15 protein-coding genes are annotated in these 16,971 nt (G+C 34.6%); 3 read left to right on the forward strand and 12 right to left on the reverse strand.

Annotated elements, in window-relative coordinates; all coding sequences use genetic code 11:
- The first annotated feature begins 145 nt into the window (after positions 1-145).
- Together U9K52_RS04460 and U9K52_RS04465 are read left to right on the forward strand one after the other, a co-directional pair.
- Positions 146-961 (forward strand): RNA polymerase sigma factor, encoded by an 816-nt coding sequence (locus U9K52_RS04460; RefSeq protein WP_322925560.1) that lies wholly within the window; start codon positions 146-148, stop codon positions 959-961.
- 1 nt (position 962) lies between these two features.
- Complete coding sequence (locus U9K52_RS04465; RefSeq protein ID WP_322925561.1) at positions 963-2,057, forward strand: hypothetical protein; 1,095 nt, start codon at positions 963-965, stop codon at positions 2,055-2,057.
- Positions 2,058-2,305: 248 nt separating this feature from the next.
- Here the strand turns inward: U9K52_RS04465 and U9K52_RS04470 are convergent, their stop codons facing one another.
- The 10 genes from U9K52_RS04470 to U9K52_RS04515 all read right to left on the reverse strand — a co-directional run bounded on the left by U9K52_RS04470 (position 2,306) and on the right by U9K52_RS04515 (position 13,497).
- Positions 2,306-3,355, reverse strand: coding sequence for a macro domain-containing protein (locus U9K52_RS04470; RefSeq protein WP_322925663.1), 1,050 nt, complete (start codon positions 3,353-3,355; stop codon positions 2,306-2,308).
- A gap of 2 nt (positions 3,356-3,357) precedes the next feature.
- Positions 3,358-3,993 carry a DUF4433 domain-containing protein gene (locus tag U9K52_RS04475; RefSeq protein ID WP_322925562.1) on the reverse strand — a complete coding sequence of 212 codons (636 nt, stop codon included), beginning with the start codon at positions 3,991-3,993 and terminating at the stop codon, positions 3,358-3,360.
- Between the two features lie 537 nt (positions 3,994-4,530).
- Positions 4,531-5,169: a hypothetical protein gene (locus U9K52_RS04480; RefSeq protein ID WP_322925563.1), complete on the reverse strand. Its 639-nt coding sequence runs from the start codon at positions 5,167-5,169 to the stop codon at positions 4,531-4,533.
- A complete protein-coding gene (locus U9K52_RS04485; RefSeq protein WP_322925564.1) occupies positions 5,166-6,047 on the reverse strand; it encodes a toprim domain-containing protein in 882 nt (293 codons plus the stop codon). The genes U9K52_RS04480 and U9K52_RS04485 overlap by 4 nt, the downstream gene beginning before the upstream one ends.
- A gap of 237 nt (positions 6,048-6,284) precedes the next feature.
- Positions 6,285-7,445 (reverse strand): VapE domain-containing protein, encoded by a 1,161-nt coding sequence (locus U9K52_RS04490; protein WP_322925565.1) that lies wholly within the window; start codon positions 7,443-7,445, stop codon positions 6,285-6,287.
- Between the two features lie 103 nt (positions 7,446-7,548).
- The gene (locus U9K52_RS04495) at positions 7,549-7,833 is read right to left on the reverse strand and encodes a helix-turn-helix transcriptional regulator (protein WP_027374281.1); all 285 of its coding nucleotides are present in this window, start codon (positions 7,831-7,833) and stop codon (positions 7,549-7,551) included.
- Between the two features lie 194 nt (positions 7,834-8,027).
- The gene (locus U9K52_RS04500) at positions 8,028-9,167 is read right to left on the reverse strand and encodes a site-specific integrase (RefSeq protein ID WP_322925566.1); all 1,140 of its coding nucleotides are present in this window, start codon (positions 9,165-9,167) and stop codon (positions 8,028-8,030) included.
- 169 nt (positions 9,168-9,336) lie between these two features.
- Entirely contained in the window at positions 9,337-10,722 is a 1,386-nt protein-coding gene (gene mnmE / locus U9K52_RS04505) for a tRNA uridine-5-carboxymethylaminomethyl(34) synthesis GTPase MnmE (protein WP_322925567.1), read from the reverse strand.
- 528 nt (positions 10,723-11,250) lie between these two features.
- Positions 11,251-13,020 (reverse strand): aminopeptidase P family protein, encoded by a 1,770-nt coding sequence (locus U9K52_RS04510; RefSeq protein ID WP_263602585.1) that lies wholly within the window; start codon positions 13,018-13,020, stop codon positions 11,251-11,253.
- 120 nt (positions 13,021-13,140) lie between these two features.
- Positions 13,141-13,497 carry a winged helix-turn-helix transcriptional regulator gene (locus U9K52_RS04515; protein ID WP_248394234.1) on the reverse strand — a complete coding sequence of 119 codons (357 nt, stop codon included), beginning with the start codon at positions 13,495-13,497 and terminating at the stop codon, positions 13,141-13,143.
- Between the two features lie 394 nt (positions 13,498-13,891).
- Between U9K52_RS04515 and U9K52_RS04520 the strand changes: the two genes are divergently transcribed.
- Positions 13,892-14,626 (forward strand): SDR family NAD(P)-dependent oxidoreductase, encoded by a 735-nt coding sequence (locus tag U9K52_RS04520; RefSeq protein WP_263602584.1) that lies wholly within the window; start codon positions 13,892-13,894, stop codon positions 14,624-14,626.
- Positions 14,627-14,761: 135 nt separating this feature from the next.
- Here the strand turns inward: U9K52_RS04520 and U9K52_RS04525 are convergent, their stop codons facing one another.
- Both U9K52_RS04525 and U9K52_RS04530 read right to left on the reverse strand, forming a co-directional pair.
- The gene (locus U9K52_RS04525; protein ID WP_322925568.1) at positions 14,762-15,967 is read right to left on the reverse strand and encodes a hypothetical protein; all 1,206 of its coding nucleotides are present in this window, start codon (positions 15,965-15,967) and stop codon (positions 14,762-14,764) included.
- Between the two features lie 84 nt (positions 15,968-16,051).
- A complete protein-coding gene (locus U9K52_RS04530; protein ID WP_322925569.1) occupies positions 16,052-16,891 on the reverse strand; it encodes a GLPGLI family protein in 840 nt (279 codons plus the stop codon).
- Positions 16,892-16,971 lie beyond the last annotated feature (80 nt).

Here is a 16,971-nt window from a genome sequence, read left to right on the forward strand (position 1 = left end):
TATGCCAGTACCACCGGTCGGTAAGTTGAGTTCCACGCCTTTCTTTTAGGCTAAATGTAGTGAGTGAGTATTTCAATGATGTAGAGAATTCATCTAATTAATCGAAGCAGTTCTTCAAGAGATAGTCAAATCTAATGCACTGCTTATGAAAAGAACAACCTCTCTGCCTCGAAAGCTCAACGAGCATCAGTTATATGAACTGCTGAAAAAAGGTAATCCCACGTCATTAGAACATATTCATTTACGATACAAAAGACTCCTTTTCTGGATCGGAAAACAAATGCTTGAGGATGATTTTGTTGTGGAAACTCTTGTACAGGATACATTTCTCAAACTCTGGTTACATCGTGATTCGATTGAAACTCCAAATCATATTCTTGGCTTTTTACGATTTGTTCTGAAAAGAGACTGCATAACTTATTTCAATACTCCAAAAAATAAATTCGCACGGTTAACGGCTTCACTTGAAAGTTTTGAAAATTATCAGGATTATCTTATCGGATATGATCCTCTGCAAGACAAAGAACATCTACTTCAGCAGGAATCCGATCAAAAAGATTTTGATGAAGTCAATAAGGTCTTAAAGGTAATAAATCCCAAAAGAAAGCATCTGATTGAGCTATGCCTTCAGTATGGCTTTAGATACAAACCTATTGCAGAAGCAATGGGAAGCAGTGTCAAAGATATCAGCAATGAGGTAAGTAACGCTATTGATGATTTAAGAAACATCTTAAAGGAAAATGGTAATGACAAGCCACCTATTAAATGGAAGAGAAATGAGGCTCATCAAGATGAACTCAGCAGTCGACAAATTGACATTATTAACAGAAGATTTGAACAGAAATCTTCATTTGCAGTCATTGCACGGGAACTCAATCTTTCTGAAAAGGAAGTTCATCGGGAGTTTCTTTATGCCTATCAATTTTTACAGAATCGAAACAAGTCTGAAATACATATTTGATATGGAAAAATCCACAATGACACTCACCCGAAAAATTCAGTTGCTGATAGATGTTCCATCGGATCAAAAGAATGAAATGTGGGAAAAACTTTATCGGTATCAGAACCGCTGTTTCCGAGCGGCAAACTTAATCGCTTCCCATCTGTATGTACAGGAAATGATCAAGGATTTCTTTTACCTCACCGAAGAAATCCAATACAAGTTAGCTGATGAAAAAAAAGATCAGATGGGAATGTTTGACCGTTCAAAAACTGGCACTACAGCACGAATGGTGTTTGACCGATTCAAAGGGGAAATCCCGACAGATATTCTGGGAAGTCTGAACCATACAATTCAATCAACCTTCTCAAAAAACAAAGCAGATTACTGGCAGGGAACTAAATCACTGAGAAATTTTAAAAAAGACATTCCGATTCCGCTTCCGGTTAAATGCATCAGCAAAATGAGATATGATAAAGAAACGAAAGCGTTTTGTTTCAATATGTTTGCAATTCCTGTCAAAACATACTTAGGAAAAGATTATACTGATAAGCGAGTGATAATGGAACGCCTGCTAAAAGGAGAAATAAAGCTATGCACCTCACAGATCCAACTGAAAGACAGGAAAATATTCTGGCTTGCAGTTTTTGAATTTGAAAAGGAAGAACATCTTTTAAAACCCGAAATTATTGCGGAAGCATCCTTGTCTCTGGAACATCCAATAGTTGCAAAAGCCAACAATGTGCGAATCAATATTGGCTCAAAAGAAGAGTTTTTGTATCGCAGGCTTGCAATTCAGGCAAGTCAAAAAAGAATTCAAGAAGGTATCGCTTACACCCGTTCTGGAAAAGGAGCAAAGCGCAAACAAAAGGCATTGTACAAAACAGAGAATCTGGAAAGTCGTTATGTAAGTCATCGGCTTCACCTGTATAGTCGGAAGCTTATTGATTTCTGTATCAAACAACAGGCAGGCACATTGATTCTTAAAAATCAAGAGGACAAAATTGGAATTGCAAAGGAAAAGGAGTTTGTACTTCGTAACTGGAGTTATTATGAATTGCAGACCAAAATAAAATACAAGGCTCAAAAAGCCGGAATTGAATTGATCATTGGATAGAAAAAAACATGAGGGTGCTTGTACACCCGCAGGGTGAGGTTTTAAATGCTCACTAAATACTCAAAAGTATATACAACGGCGTGGGCTTTCTTATTCAAAACATTTTCAGAATCAAGAACAACAGTCTTCTATTATTTTCCAATTTAGGAAAAAAGGAAATATAAAAGATATTACAACAAAAAAGGAGAAAAAAAAATTTCTCCCTTATACCTGTATTTCGCACTATACTATGTTAGCTGAAGTTGCTTTTATGCGAAAATTTGCTCTTTGTAATTCTTCAAATAAATATAAGCTTCTTCCACTAAAGTTTTTTTAAATAATTGACTTTTTCTACTATTCCATTTTTTAATTGATGACATCACTTCATCAAGTGAAGAGGTAGGATTTTGGAAAAGAATATAATCAACAGTTGCTAATACTTCTAATGATAGTTCAGAACTAAAATTAGAAATAAACTTAATCAAACTTTTTAACCTTAATAATTCCTCAGTACTCAAATTATTGTTTACATACTTTTTTATTTCATCCCATTTTTCGTAATTTAAATAAAGCGGTTCAAAAGGTTTTACACTTCCTTGTTCCATCCCTTTTAAATAAACTCCATTAAGACTGTATAAAACCTTTTCCACACCTATTGCATATGGTCCATAATGATAAGGTTTAAAATCCAAATTTAATTTTTGTCCTTTCCTTTGTAGAAAATAAGCCAGCTTATTTGCAGCAAATAAACTACTGTATTCTCCTATGCTTTCAAAGGCAAACAAAGAATATAATAGTGTTGCTCTAGAAGGAGTTAGTTTTGTTACTTTTTTTGTTTCTTGTTTTTGAAGAATTTCCTTAATACTTTCATTTGGTTCAAAAAGAATTATTTCTGTATTTAAATCTTCCAAAGATTTAAATATCATTTTTTTTACTACACTCCAATCAAGTCCCCCATTTCCGCAACCTAGGGGAGGTATAGCAATACTATCAATTTTCTCTTTGATAATTAACTCTCTCAAAGATATTAAACCTTTTTCAATATATTCATATTTTGACGGGTGACGCCAATGAACTTTTGTCGGAAAATTGATAATCAATTTTTTTCCTAGTTGTAAGTTTGCATCCCAAACTGACAACAGTTTACCAGGCATCAATTCTTTATTTTTACATGCCTCAATATACTTTTTAGTATTATTCGGAAAAGCTTCTTTAAACTGCAAGGCTATTCCTTTACCCATAACTCCTACAGTGTTAACTGTATTCACTAAGGCGGTAACATTTGCAGTTAATAAATCTCCTTTCTCAGTTTTAATCATGCTCAAAAGTAATAAATTTTATTAGTATTGACTTTAATTTCTAGATCATTCTCTTTCAGAATTTTTTCAACATGTCTTTTAGCTGCATCATCATAAACATTTATTGATTCAATAATATGAATTGGAACCTCATCCTTCACTAAAAGTTCTGCTTGATAACGCCTAGCACGATCAAAATCCTCAGATTTGGAAAAATTATTTTGATGAATACTTTGCCAATCAATTTTATCAATTTTAGAAAGAGAATTATAGTGAGTTGTTGCGGCGTCATTAGCTTGTCCATCAGTAAAAAACCACTTTTTATTAAGTGAAATTAATTCCGATATTCTGAATCTCATTACTAAAATTTCAGAAGGATCTCTTTTAGGAACAACAGGATGCCTATAACCCGTTTGAATATTAAAGAGCATAATTGATTTAGATGTAAAATAAAAGGGTACGTAATCACCAATCATTCCATAATGTTCAATTCTTACCTTAGTTTCACTCCTTACGTCAATTATTTCAGGATTTCCAATATTTACATAGTTAGAATTAGCTTTAGAGCTTTTTTTACATACAATTCCAGTTTCTAATATTATTGGCAGGTTTTCGATATGTATAATTCTATAGCAATATTCTTTATTTTTATTAATCATTTTTAACTACACTTTGTTTACAATTACAGCTATCATTCCAATTTACGTATTGCGTTAATGTTAATATGGTTTAATCTATCTTCGTAAAACTGTTTCAACAACTAATATAGAATTTATTTTGATGCTTTGATTATTAATTAATTAAATTTTTCTTGAGTTTTTTCGATTTGACGTTTGTATTAATTTTCATGAAGGTAGACATAATTAAATAAACTTTAATGCACTGAAAAACTTTGAAAATGCAATTTCAAGAAAATTGACAGTAAAAAATTAATTTTCGGCACATTTTTTTTCTTCACTATCATCTCCTTAATCTATCTAAAATTTGTGTATTTTCAACCTTAAAAAATAAAGATTTCCAAAACAAAAAAAAGAGTTCCGAAGTTTTTTGACCCTTTTCGCAGAAAAGGCAAGAGAGTCTTTGGAGGTACAAAATGAAAATTTTGTATATACAAAGACACATCTTGCTATAGAGTTTTCATAAGTCAGAAATTTTATTTAGTCTACCTTAATTTAGACCAGTCGGAGTAGTTGATTTTAATCTAGTTTCGGTCTTTTAATTTTTGGAAGATTAGATAACGAAGAATTACCATTAAAGTGTGAAACATCAAGCGTATTCATATTTTTTTCAAGAGTAGCTTGCCAATTTAAAATAGGTCTTCCAATTGAATTTTTCCAATCTGCTTGCTCCCATTTTTGAAATTTTTGAATCAATAAATCATCCAGCTTTTCTGAATAGTCCTTCAAAGTTTTTGCAAAATCCATAAACTGTTTTAAGTTCGGATATTTTGAAAATGAACTTTTGGTATTAATTTCCGATTCCACAATGGTTTTTAATCCATCAATCGGCTTATCTATTATTTCATAGATTTTTGGTGTTACTTTTGGCATTGGGTTTCCATTTAAAATAAAACGATTTGGAAAACCCGGATTTCTATTGTAATCTAAAAGTCCTAAAAGTTTGAGCTTATTTTTAGCAGTAATGACCGTTTGCCTGGAAAGACCAAGTTCTCTTGCCATTTGATAGTCTGATAGAACTATTTCTTTTCGTGGATCTTCATATTTGTAGAGGATAAAAATAAAAACAGCTATAGTATTTGCGCCGATTTTATTTTTTGAATTTAAATCAAACATTTTCTCAAATAAGTTCACATCAAAAGTTTTTGAATTTCTCATCTCTTAAATGCAGATTTATATTGTTTTTGAACTTCTTCGGTTTTCTTACTAAGATATTCATTCAAGTCCTTAAAATTATAATAGAGAGCTCGACAGTCTTTTACATTTTGTAATCCATCACTGACGATTTCTAAAGCACGATTTCCGGCTTGGTCATTATCAAAATAAAGCTCAATATTTATATATTGTTCCAGTGAATTTTTTATATTTTGAATCATCGAAACAGAATTCAAGATAAGATAATCGGAAGGTTGCTTTTCCAATTCATTTTCGAGAGTTTTAAAAGAAAGAAAATCGAAAAAGCCCTCAAAAACCCTAAGTGAATCAGAACCGTTTTTGATTGTTGAAATATCTTTTTTACCCAGGCATATTTTTGAATATTTATTGCGGATTTCGTAACCGCCTGAATCATTTTTGAAACCAATTCCGAAATAGTTTTTATTGTTATTCTGATAATGGATTTGCTTTAAAAATTCGGTTTGATTTTGTACTTTTCTTTCTCTCAAATATTCCAGGAGTGCCGGATGCTGGACATTTTTAATTTCAATTATCTCGTAAGTTTTCGGAAGATTCTCAAATTTCTGATAAGGAACATTTTGCTTTTGAAAAGAAGAAAAATTGTGATTCTCTGCCCAAACTAAAACTTCACTTACTGAAGCATTCAGATATTTCCTCATAAAATCGATATTATTACCGCCGATTCCTTCTGAAAAGAGGTACCAATAGTTTAGGCTTTTATTAATTTTAAAAGAGGCCTGGGATTCGCTGGCAAAGGGGTTAAGATACCAGGCTTCTTTTTCATTTTGTTTCGTGGGAAGGTGTCCGAGAGAAAGGAGGACTTCTTCCAACGATATGGTGTTGAATTGTCTGCAGTTCATAGAATTTTATTTTTGTGTTTTTTTATAAAGTTTTTTTTAATTCGCCTACCTTATTACCTATGCCTTTATTCATCGAGGTTTCTACGGATTTTACTTCCTACCTTTTATTACCTGGTTACCTTCATTTAATTCAGGTAATTAGGTAAGTTTACTTTTATTCAGTTACCTTATCGTAAACTTTTTGTTAATGATGGTTTCCGCAATTTTCAGGTAAGTGGTAAGTAATTTTAAATTATTTCATTCGTCAATTTTCCTTCGGATCAAATATCCATAGACTTGTCTTTTGGGATGTTTTATTCTTTCATAGTTCATTGCGGTCAAGGCTTTACCAATTTTTATAATGTTCAGCCGTACACCGATCGTATTGTTCATAGCAAGCATAATGTCCGAAGGGGTCAGAAATTCACTTTGCAGTTTTGATTTTTCAAAATGACTAAGGATAATTTCCTGTTCCAGGGATACTTGTTTGAATTTTTCATTCCGTTTTTCATTTTCCTGGATATCTTCAGCCGTGAGTTCCGGATTGTAATTTTTCCTTTTAAAAGCATTATAGTATGCTTGTGACCAAACTTTTTCAATATTGATTTCCTTTGAATAATTGAAATCAATCTCCAAAACTTCAAAAATCTGCCAACGTACACTTCCGGTTTCATCGGTTAAAAAATCCGACCGGTTGGTAGAGCCACAAAATGAAGCTGTCCGGTGCATCAATGACGATTTGCGATCGTAAGGCAAACGTGCATTGACGGTATTTTTTGAAATGAAAGACTTGAGAATATTGACATCCGTTTTAGACATTACCGAAAGCTCATCAATATTGACCAGAAGGCTTTTGCATAAGGAAATTAAGCCATCTTTATCAACACCAATGTCTTCTGTATAATATTTTTCAAGATTTGCAGGAATGAGAAATCGCAGAAAACTCGTCTTTCCACTATTTTGCTTTGTATTGAACAGAACAAAACACTGTTTGTTGATGTAGCCAGGTTTCAATGCACAAATTACAGTCCTGGTTATCCATTTTTCGAAATATTTTTGGAAGGATTTATCATCTGTCGTCTTTACATAACTGCAAAGCTTACAGATATGGTTTTCGTTGTCCCAATTTTCCAAGTTTTCGAAATATTCCCGAATCGGATTGTACTGCTGGATCAAATGACTTCTGACCAGAATCTCCAATTTATTAATCGGAATATCAATTCCGGATCTAACGAGTTCTATAAATAAAGAATTCAAATTGAGAGCTGACCATTTTTTATCCGAAACAAGTTTAATCTCAAGCTCAAGAGAGATTGTATTGAATCTTATTGAATATTTCGAATTCAAGTAATTAATCGCTCTGTCGAATATGGTTTTCGTTTCTGTCTCGATTTGATACAGAATTTTATTTTCTTCCATAAAACATTTTTTGATTTTGGAAGGAGTCACAAATAATTTTTATATTTGCTCTTTACTTCCAGTAAAACAAACATTTAAACCTAACTATGGCAGTAGTTAGGTTTTATTTTTTGCGTAAAGAAAATTCTATTGCTTCCTGTTGGATCTCGTCATTTGATTTATGACTGTTTTTCAGCAGCCATTCGTCAATTTTTTTCCGTTCAAAGAATAGAATTTTTCCGGAAGGTTTTGAGAATGGGATAGAGTTGGTATGAACCAATTTGTAGATATAGGATTTCTTGAACCCTGTGTAATCTGAAAGCTCTTCTACATTTAGAATTGCTTTTAGTCCGAAAATATGCTTTTCAATTCGGTTGAGCTTATGAATGATGATTTCATTATTTTCCATCTGTTTCTTTTAATTGATTTAACGAAACAAAAGTCAACAATAAAAACCATAAATAAAAGACTATCAACAGCTTGTGGGCTAAATAAGAATATTCTGGATCGATTTTATTTGTCAAAAGATTAAAAAAGATTAAGCTGGAATCAACTGAATTCTAAAGCGATTTTCATTGAGTTTAAAAATAGAAAACGGAATTTTCATAACTCGATATTTAATTCCGGAATAATCTCAGCAGCTTCTTTCATTTTGCTATCCACAATTTTAGCATAAATCTGCGTTGTTCTTAATTCCCGGTGTCCCAGTCTTTTAGAAACCGTGTAAATGTCTGCACCGTTTTCCAACAACAGAACGGCGTTCGTATGTCTCGCTGAATGAAAAGTAATATGCTTAGGAACTGCAGCTCGATTACACCAACGAATAATTTCAGTATTGTAGGTCATTCCATACTTCAAACCTTTGAAAACTCTTTCTTGGGGATCTTGTCTTTCGCCCAACAATTCCCTAGCTTGTTTTGAGATATAGAGATATTCTACGCCATCTGTTTTTTCCTGTCTGAAATTGACTCTAGAAACATCACCTTCATCACGAACTTCTTTCCAGGTCAAAGTATTAATATCCGACCAACGTAAACCTGATAAACACGAAAAAAGAAAAGCTTTTTTCAAAACCGGGTATTTGCATTCCGCTTTTGCTAAACGTTGCAATTCATCAAAAATGAGATACTCCCTTTGGCTTTCAGCTTGTTCAAAGGATTTGACTTTTGAAGCATAATTAATCGTCAAATATCCATTATCGAAAGCACTCCTTAGGGCAGCTTTAAACTTGTTGAAATATGAATATTTTGAGTTCTGAGAAAGTGGCAGTTCACTTTTTGTGAGAGCATCTTTTTCAAAATATCGGTGAACTTTCTTGACGAAGCTTTCATCAATTTCATCGAAAGTCATATTTTTTGGAACAATCTTTTTGAGATGTTGTAGAGTCGATAACCAATTACCGTAATTATTAGAAGTATCTTGTTTTTGTTTTTCCTCTGTCAACTCCTCAAAGTATGTTAAAAAAGTCCTTTTACTTTTTACAGTATCTTTCAAATCGTAGCGACCTTGAACATATTCAGCTTTTTTGATTGCCAAAATACTTTCGGCAAGAGCCATAGTTTCTTTATTCTCTTTTTTTTCCTTAGCCGACTTTGGATCGGGGTGCAAATACAGTTTCAAATACTCAAAATTCCGTAGGTGAACTCTTCTTCCTTGTGCATTAGTAGAAGAGCCTTTGTAATACTCAATGAAAAGACTAATCCTTCCATCAGCTAAATTTTTCTGTTTTAAAGTAATATTCATATCTTTTATTTGAGGTGTACATTTGTACACCTTTGTGCTACTTTTTGTAGTTCGAGGTGTACAACAGGTTTACAAATATAAGAATAAACTCCAAAAAGAGAAAATAAAATTTATATAAATATCTGATAATCAAATAAAAGAAAGAAAAAGAAATCAAAGAAAAGCTAAATTATTTCCCGATACAAAACTTAGAAAAAATATTCCCCAGCACTTCATCATTCGTTACCTCACCGGAAATTTCGCCGAGATGCTCCAGAGCGTTTCTTAACTCGTAGGCAAGAAGCTCGGTAGAGATCCTGAAAGTGATGGCTTCGTTGACTTTATGTATGGCGTTCAGGGATTTCTGCAACGCTTCGAAGTGTCGCTGGTTGGTAATCACCACATTATTTTCAGAAGCCTTTAACTGCTCAACGTATGAAGACAGCTCGTTTTTCAGATCCTGGATGTTCTGGTTTTCTACTGCAGAAATGGTAATAAAATCGAACTCGTGAGCAATCTCTTTTCTGAAAACATCTTCTGCTTTTTCATATTGAGTCGGAACGACTTCATCAATTTTTGTAGCGCAGATGATCAGCTTCAGGTCGTCTCTCAGCAAAGACTTGATCATTTCAATATCTTCTGAGAAATCTTCTGTTCCAGCGTCTGTAAGATAAACAAGAATATTCGCGTTTTCTACCTTTTCTTTTGCTTTTTTAACGCCGATGGCTTCAATTTCGTCGACCGTTTCCCGAAGTCCCGCAGTATCAATAAGACGGAATGCATGGCCTTTAATGTGCAGGATTTCCTCAATCGTATCCCGGGTTGTTCCGGCAATATTGCTGACAATGGCGCGCTCTTCCTTCAATAAAGCATTCAGAAGCGTAGATTTTCCTGCATTGGGTTTCCCGATGATAGCAACTGCAGTTCCATTTTTAATGGCATTTCCGTACTGGAAGCTTTCAATCAGAGAATGAAGTTTCACTTCAATTTTATTCAGCAGCTGCGTCAGTGCTGTCCGGTCTGCAAACTCCACATCTTCTTCTGCGAAGTCCAGTTCCAGTTCGATGAGGGAAACAAAATTAAGAAGATCGGTTCGCAACAGGGAAATTTCATTCGTTATTCCACCTTTCAGCTGACTGATTGCCACTTTTCTCGAAGCTTCATTTTCAGAAGCAATAACGTCGGCAATAGCTTCGGCCTGAGACAGGTCAATTCTCCCATTCATAAAGGCACGCAGGGTAAATTCCCCGGCTTTGGCCATTCTTGCGCCATTTTTAATCAGCGTTTCCAGAATACGTTTACCAATGTGCGGAGATCCGTGGAAAGCGATTTCCACTGAGTTTTCCGTTGTAAAACTTTTGGGTGCCAGAAAAATAGAAAGCATCACCTCATCAATCGTTTCCTCACCCTCCATAAAATACCCGTAATGGATCGTATGCGATTTTTGTTTTGACAGATTTTTCCCCGGAAAACTCTTCTGAACGACTGGTATAGCATCATTTCCGGAAACCCGGATGATTCCCAAAGCTCCTACTCCGTTGGCCGTAGCCAGTGCACAAATGGTATCGTTATTCATGGTGCAAATTTACGTTTTTTCACCGCAAACAAAAATATCCTTTATCTATTGAGATCATTCACGAAACTCAAACCCTAAAATTCTATAACTATCACACGCTCTATCCCTCAAACCGAATCAGGAGCTTTTCCGGCTTTCCGCACTCGCTATTTTTTATTTTTCGGTTGCGGCGGCGGAGCCGCCGCAACCGAAAAATAAAAAATGAGCTCAGACAATTGCTCCAATCCGGGCTATAGTGGAAGACATTACTTGAATCGGCACGATAATTCAACATCCCGTTTTTAATAGTTTACCAATAAAAAAACCACTTCAGGGACTGAAGTGATTACTGCTTTGAATTTACTAAGTTATATGAAGATGAATGATGTTTCATTTTCTGTTACAAAGATAAAGCAGATCATTTTCCGAATCCTCAGGATAAACCCTAAAAAAAATACCGTAAAAATACGGTTGCATATAATTAACCCCGCCCGGCAGTTCCTGCCGGGCGGGGTTAATATTCTTATACTTCTGAAATCAATACTACTATTAAAGCGGACTTACCAATTCATTGAACCACTCTTTCACCTCTCCTTCCAGATGAGGTCCTAATTTTTCAGTGCAGGTTTGATGATAGGCATTAAGCCATGTAATTTCCTCTTCAGAAAGAATTTCTTTTACAATCGTATCTTTAAAGAACGGACAGAACGTTAACGTTTCAAACTCGTAGAAAGTTCCCGAATCTGTTGTTTCAGATTCCCTTACTGCGATCAGATTTTCGTGACGGATGCCGTACTCCCCTTCCACATAGTAGCCAGGTTCATTAGAGCATACCATTCCCGGTAACAGTTCCTGCGGATTCATATCTTTTCGGATATTCTGGGGACCTTCGTGAACGTTCATAAAACTTCCCACTCCATGCCCCGTTCCGTGGTTAAAATCTTTTCCATGCATCCACAACGGAAGTCTTGCTATCGCATCAAGCTGAACACCTTTCGTTCCTTTAGGAAATTTCACCATCGAAAGACGGATCATTCCCTGCAAAACAAGCGTTGAATTTCTTTTAAACTCATCGGAAACAGCTCCCAATGCGAAAGTTCTTGTAATATCAGTAGTTCCTTCAAGATATTGGCCTCCGGAATCCACCAGAATGCTCGCATCATTGGTTACCTCTTTGCTGCCTTCACTCTTTGCAGAATAGTGCATGATGGCGCCGTTATCTTTATATCCTACAATACTTCCGAAACTTTCTCCTACAAAATTTTCTCCTTCAGCACGGAAGCCACGCAGCTTTTCCCCGATAGAATATTCCGTCATCGGCTCTTTTCCTGCATTATGGTTAAGCCAGTACAGAAATTTCACCATGGCAACACCATCTCTTACCATTACTTTTCTGAAGCCTTCAAGTTCCGTGTCGTTTTTCTGGGCTTTCATTAAATTACCCGGAACCGGAGCCTTGATCATGTTATTTTCAGATTTTAATGCTTCAAAAATAGACTGGTTGCTGTTTGGGGAAACCAATACTTTTTCATCTTTAAATTCTTTCAGACAATTATAAAATTCTTCATAAGGCATCATTTTCACCCAGGCTTCATCCATCTGTTTTCTGGCTTCCACTTCAAGCTTTTCAAGATCGGTGAACAATTTTGCATCATTTTTCGTAATAACGATATATCCAAGGAAAACCGGATTGCTTTGCACATCGCTTCCTCTTAGATTCAGGGTCCAGGCCACATCGTCAAGACTTGAAATAACATGTACCGTTGCTTCCATTGATTCCATTTTTTGTCGGATGGCTGCAATTTTTTCAACAACCGATTTTCCGGCTCTTTCAACAGGATGAACAAAGATCGGGTTTTTAGAAGGCGTACCCCTTTCTTTCCAGACATTGTCCAATAACGGAAGATCCACTAACATAATATTTTTAGCATTCAACTTTTCTGTAAGCAGTTCCCAATTGGCATGGGATGTTGCCAATGCATTGACCCCTACCCTTCCTTCTGCAGGAATTTCAGAAATAATCCAGTCGATATAGTTCGGTGTTCCTTCCATTCCCTCTTTGAAAAGATCAATTCCTGATCCTTCCAACTCTATTGCAGCTTGGGTAAAATATCTTCCGTCCGTCCACAATCCTGCTTTATCTTTGGTAACCACCACGAAACCAGCAGATCCCAAAAAACCTGACAGCCAGGCCCTTTCCTGCCATTCTTCAGGTAAATATTCACTCATATGCGGATCTGCAGAATATACGATAAATGCATCAACATTATTTTCCTGCATTTCTCCGCGAAGTGCAGCTATTTTTTCCTTTGAAGTCATTTCTTGAATAATTTTTAAAGATGTGAAGTTACGAATTTAAAGGTTATCTGGCAGGATTAACTCTCAAATAAATACCATCTTAATAATTTAGGTAACCTTAAGTAAGGTCATCACCTTTTTTCACTTTCCAACGATTACTTTCCTGTGTTCAGTTCCCCAATCAGCCAATGTATCGATAATTTTTTTTAAAGTCAAACCGTACTCTGTCAGCTGATATTGTACAGTTACAGGTTGCGTATCAAGTACTGTCCGTTTTACGAGTTGATTCATTTCCAATTCTTTCAGTTCTTTACTGAGCATTTTATTGGAAATACCTTTCACATCGTTCAAAATATCAGAAAAACGCCGTTTGTTGTAATAGCACACTGACGAAATTATTGAGATTTTCCATTTGCCATTCAACACGTCCATTGCGTCATGAACAGCCATAATCTGTTTTTTGTTGGTGTCGTTATCCGAACATTTTATTTCCTCCATAAGTTACCTTGTTACTCAAAAGTTACTGTTACTTTTAGTTACAAAGTTACTAAAATAAATTTATTCGTTCTAAATTTGCATCGTTAAAGAAATCGATTTCAAAACAAATAAATTCAAAAGTCTTAGAACCTATTTAAATTTGATTAAATGCTACAAAATCATCATTTATTTTTTTGACGCAAAGATTTTATTTGAAGATTTAGTCATTTAAGTGAGCAAAGAAGAATTAACAGGTTAATTGGATGAAGCTGTATTTCAAGCTTCGTAAAGCAAATTTTATTTGCCTTTGCTTTCTAAAAGAAATAGGTAAAGTTGAATTAAAACTTTGCGTTATAAAAACTTAAAAACAGGCTCTTGGAGTAAAAATTAATTTTCATCATTTAAAATTTAAAAAATGAATTTCACAGATAAAAATGTAATCATTACCGGCGGAAGTGCAGGAATTGGATTAGCGACCGCAAAAAAGTTTATTGCCAAAGAAGCAAACGTTCTGGTAACAGGGAGAAATACTGACAGTTTAGATAAAGCATCAGTAACAATTAACAGTCCGAAATTTAAAACCTTAGCTTCTGATATTTCTAAATTGGCAGACATTGCAGCATTGGAGCAGAAAGTTTCAGAAAGCGGAAACAAAATTGATGTGCTTGTTTTAAACGCAGGAATCGCAAAACAATTTTCAATAGAAGAAACAACAGAAGAAGTGTTTGATGATCTGTTCAACATCAATGTGAAAGGACTGTTCTTCACATTGCAAAAATTAATTCCTCATTTAGCAGAAGGAGCTTCTGTTATTCTTATTTCGTCCGGAGTTTCAGTGAGCGGATATGCACAAATGGGAGCTTACGCTGCAACAAAAAGTGCAGTTGACGCCATCGCACGTACCGCAGCCATAGAATTGGCAGACCGAAAAATTAGGGTAAATACCGTTGCTCCCGGATTAACGGATACTCCCATGAATCAACAGACGCCGGAAGATATTAAAAATGCTATCGCTGCAGCGGTTCCGCTGAAACGAATCGGGGAAGCGGAAGAAATAGCAAATGCTATTGTTTTCTTTGCTTCAAGCGAGGCTTCTTATATTTCAGGTTCATACCTGTCGGTTGATGGAGGAGTAACGATCCGCAGATAATATTTTAAAATTTATTTCGCTTTTGCGTTCGGCGTTGTTAAGTCTTTGATATGAAACTTAACAACGTTTTTTTCAATAAATTTTAATTCACAAAAAGTTTATTGCGATGCACGATTTCCAGATTGTTGTTTTGCTTTATTTATTTTCTGTAGATAATTGATGATTTCTTGTTTTCATATAATTCCAGATCAGATACAGCATAAATAGACCGATCCAAACACTCAGGACGACGATCATAAAAATAATCTGTATTGACGGATGAAGATAATTAGGTTTATAAAACAGGCGTTCAAGTGTAATAAATCTTTCTTTCAACCTAGCCCGATCAAAAGTATTCCGAATCTCATTGAGAGGTTCCCGGTTGTGATCACGGAAATAAAAGACATCATGACTCAAATCTTTGGGAACGATCTGTGATTCTATCTTATACTTCTTAAACAAAGTGTCCAGACGCTGGAACGAATGAAGTATTGAATCCTGATTATATTTGTAAAGCAATTTATATCTCGCTACGGCATTTTGATATTGTTGTGTAGTTTCAGAAACGTTATGGATTGGGCTATATAAAATCTTATTTTCCAAAAAGATACAGATATCTTCATCATACTCCGGGTCGACCTCATTACCTTTGAATACAATCTCCGTACTGTCTCCGATCGCTTTTTTAGAAATAATTCTTTTTGAAAACTCTTTAGGTTCAAGTCCCAGATCAGCCATTCCTGAAATTACTTTAGAACTTATATTTTTATAATCAGAACTTAGTATTTTCAACGTGTCTATACTGTAATAGCTTGTTTCAACGGAATAATTTTCTCGATTGTCCGGCTCATAATAAATGGTATCTTTTTCCGCGATCACCGGATAAGGTTTAGGATATAAAATATTTTCCGGATTGAATAATTTATCAGAACTATAGGAAGTATAATTGTACAAAAATGGGTATAATACATTCAGCAAAGTTTTGTCTTTATTAAAATCCTTTTCAGGAAGCTCCTGCCTCATTTTGGCATTTAACCCAAAACTGTAGCTTATGAAAAAAGTCAGCGAGAGAAAGGAAATCAGTAATAAAGAAGCGCCAATTTTTACAGTATTAGCGACATTATATTTCTTTTTGGAATGATTCCTCAATAACAAAACAAGAAAGCAAAACAGAAATAAACTGGTAATAAAAAAGTGGGAAATAGAAACATCATCGTAGAATTTGAATCTGTAAAACTCTGTATATATATCGATTTTATTGATCCCATCAAACTTGAAATATCCATAGATAAAATAGCCCAAATGTATTACGCTTAAAACAATAACAGATTTGATTAGAAATTTTTTTAATTGTTTGTCCATAATTGCAATAATATATTCTTTAAAATACGGATTTTTTTTAAATAAAACGTAATTAATCAAATCCTGAGATAATTCCAAAAATGTTTAATAAAGCTCTATGGAATTATTGTTTTCCTTAAAACTCTCCTGTATTTTCTTAGTTTTCATTTTTTCATATTCAGCATCTGAGTATGAAGTCCCATCAGGTGAAGTTGAAGTAAAACTGGTAATTCCGTATCTTCGCTTAAGCTCTCTCATTCTGTTCATCGGATCTCTGATGTAATCTTCAACGGCTTTTTTATATTGGATTTCCGTCACAGGAATATAGGCGGACAAATTAAGTTTTATATGTCTGAACTTTTCAATTCCTTTTAATTCCCAGATATGTTGTTTTTTTGTGTCTTCGATCTTGACGATCAATCCCGGAAGTCCGCCAAATTTATATGGCCCTTCCGAAATAGGAATTTCATTAGTAAACCAAGCGTTATACTTTCTGCCTTTATATTCTACCGTTGCCAGTTGGCATTTCTTACCTTGTATCAGGGCAGTTTCTGTTTCGATGTGCCAATTGAAGGTAATGTGCTGAATGATTTTAAATCGATCAGTGTTCACAGACAGGTAAGATATTACTTCATTGGATCGCCAGTCCTTTTGAATTATGCCACGAACTTTTTCTTGTGGAAAGGTATTTAATGAAACAGGCCTGTTTGAGGGCATTCCATCTGAATTCATGTTCTGCGCGATTGCTGAATCTCTTTTTACTTTTGCCAGGCTGAAGTAAGTGGATCCGTTTTTATCGATAAACAGCCCCATTAGTTCGGTTTCTGTTTTCTCTAAATGTAATGAGTCGGGCTTAAAGGTGTACTGATAAGTAAAATTATATTTTTGACTAAAACTCAACAGTGAAATCAAAATAGTGAATATAAATATTATTTTCCTGATCATTTTATACAGATATTTAAAGTGTTAATATACTTAAATATAGTAATATACATCAGAATTAATTTCAGATTTCACTAAAGCAC

Source organism: Chryseobacterium sp. MHB01 (assembly GCF_034651565.1).
In the GTDB taxonomy this organism is placed as follows: domain Bacteria; phylum Bacteroidota; class Bacteroidia; order Flavobacteriales; family Weeksellaceae; genus Chryseobacterium; species Chryseobacterium nepalense.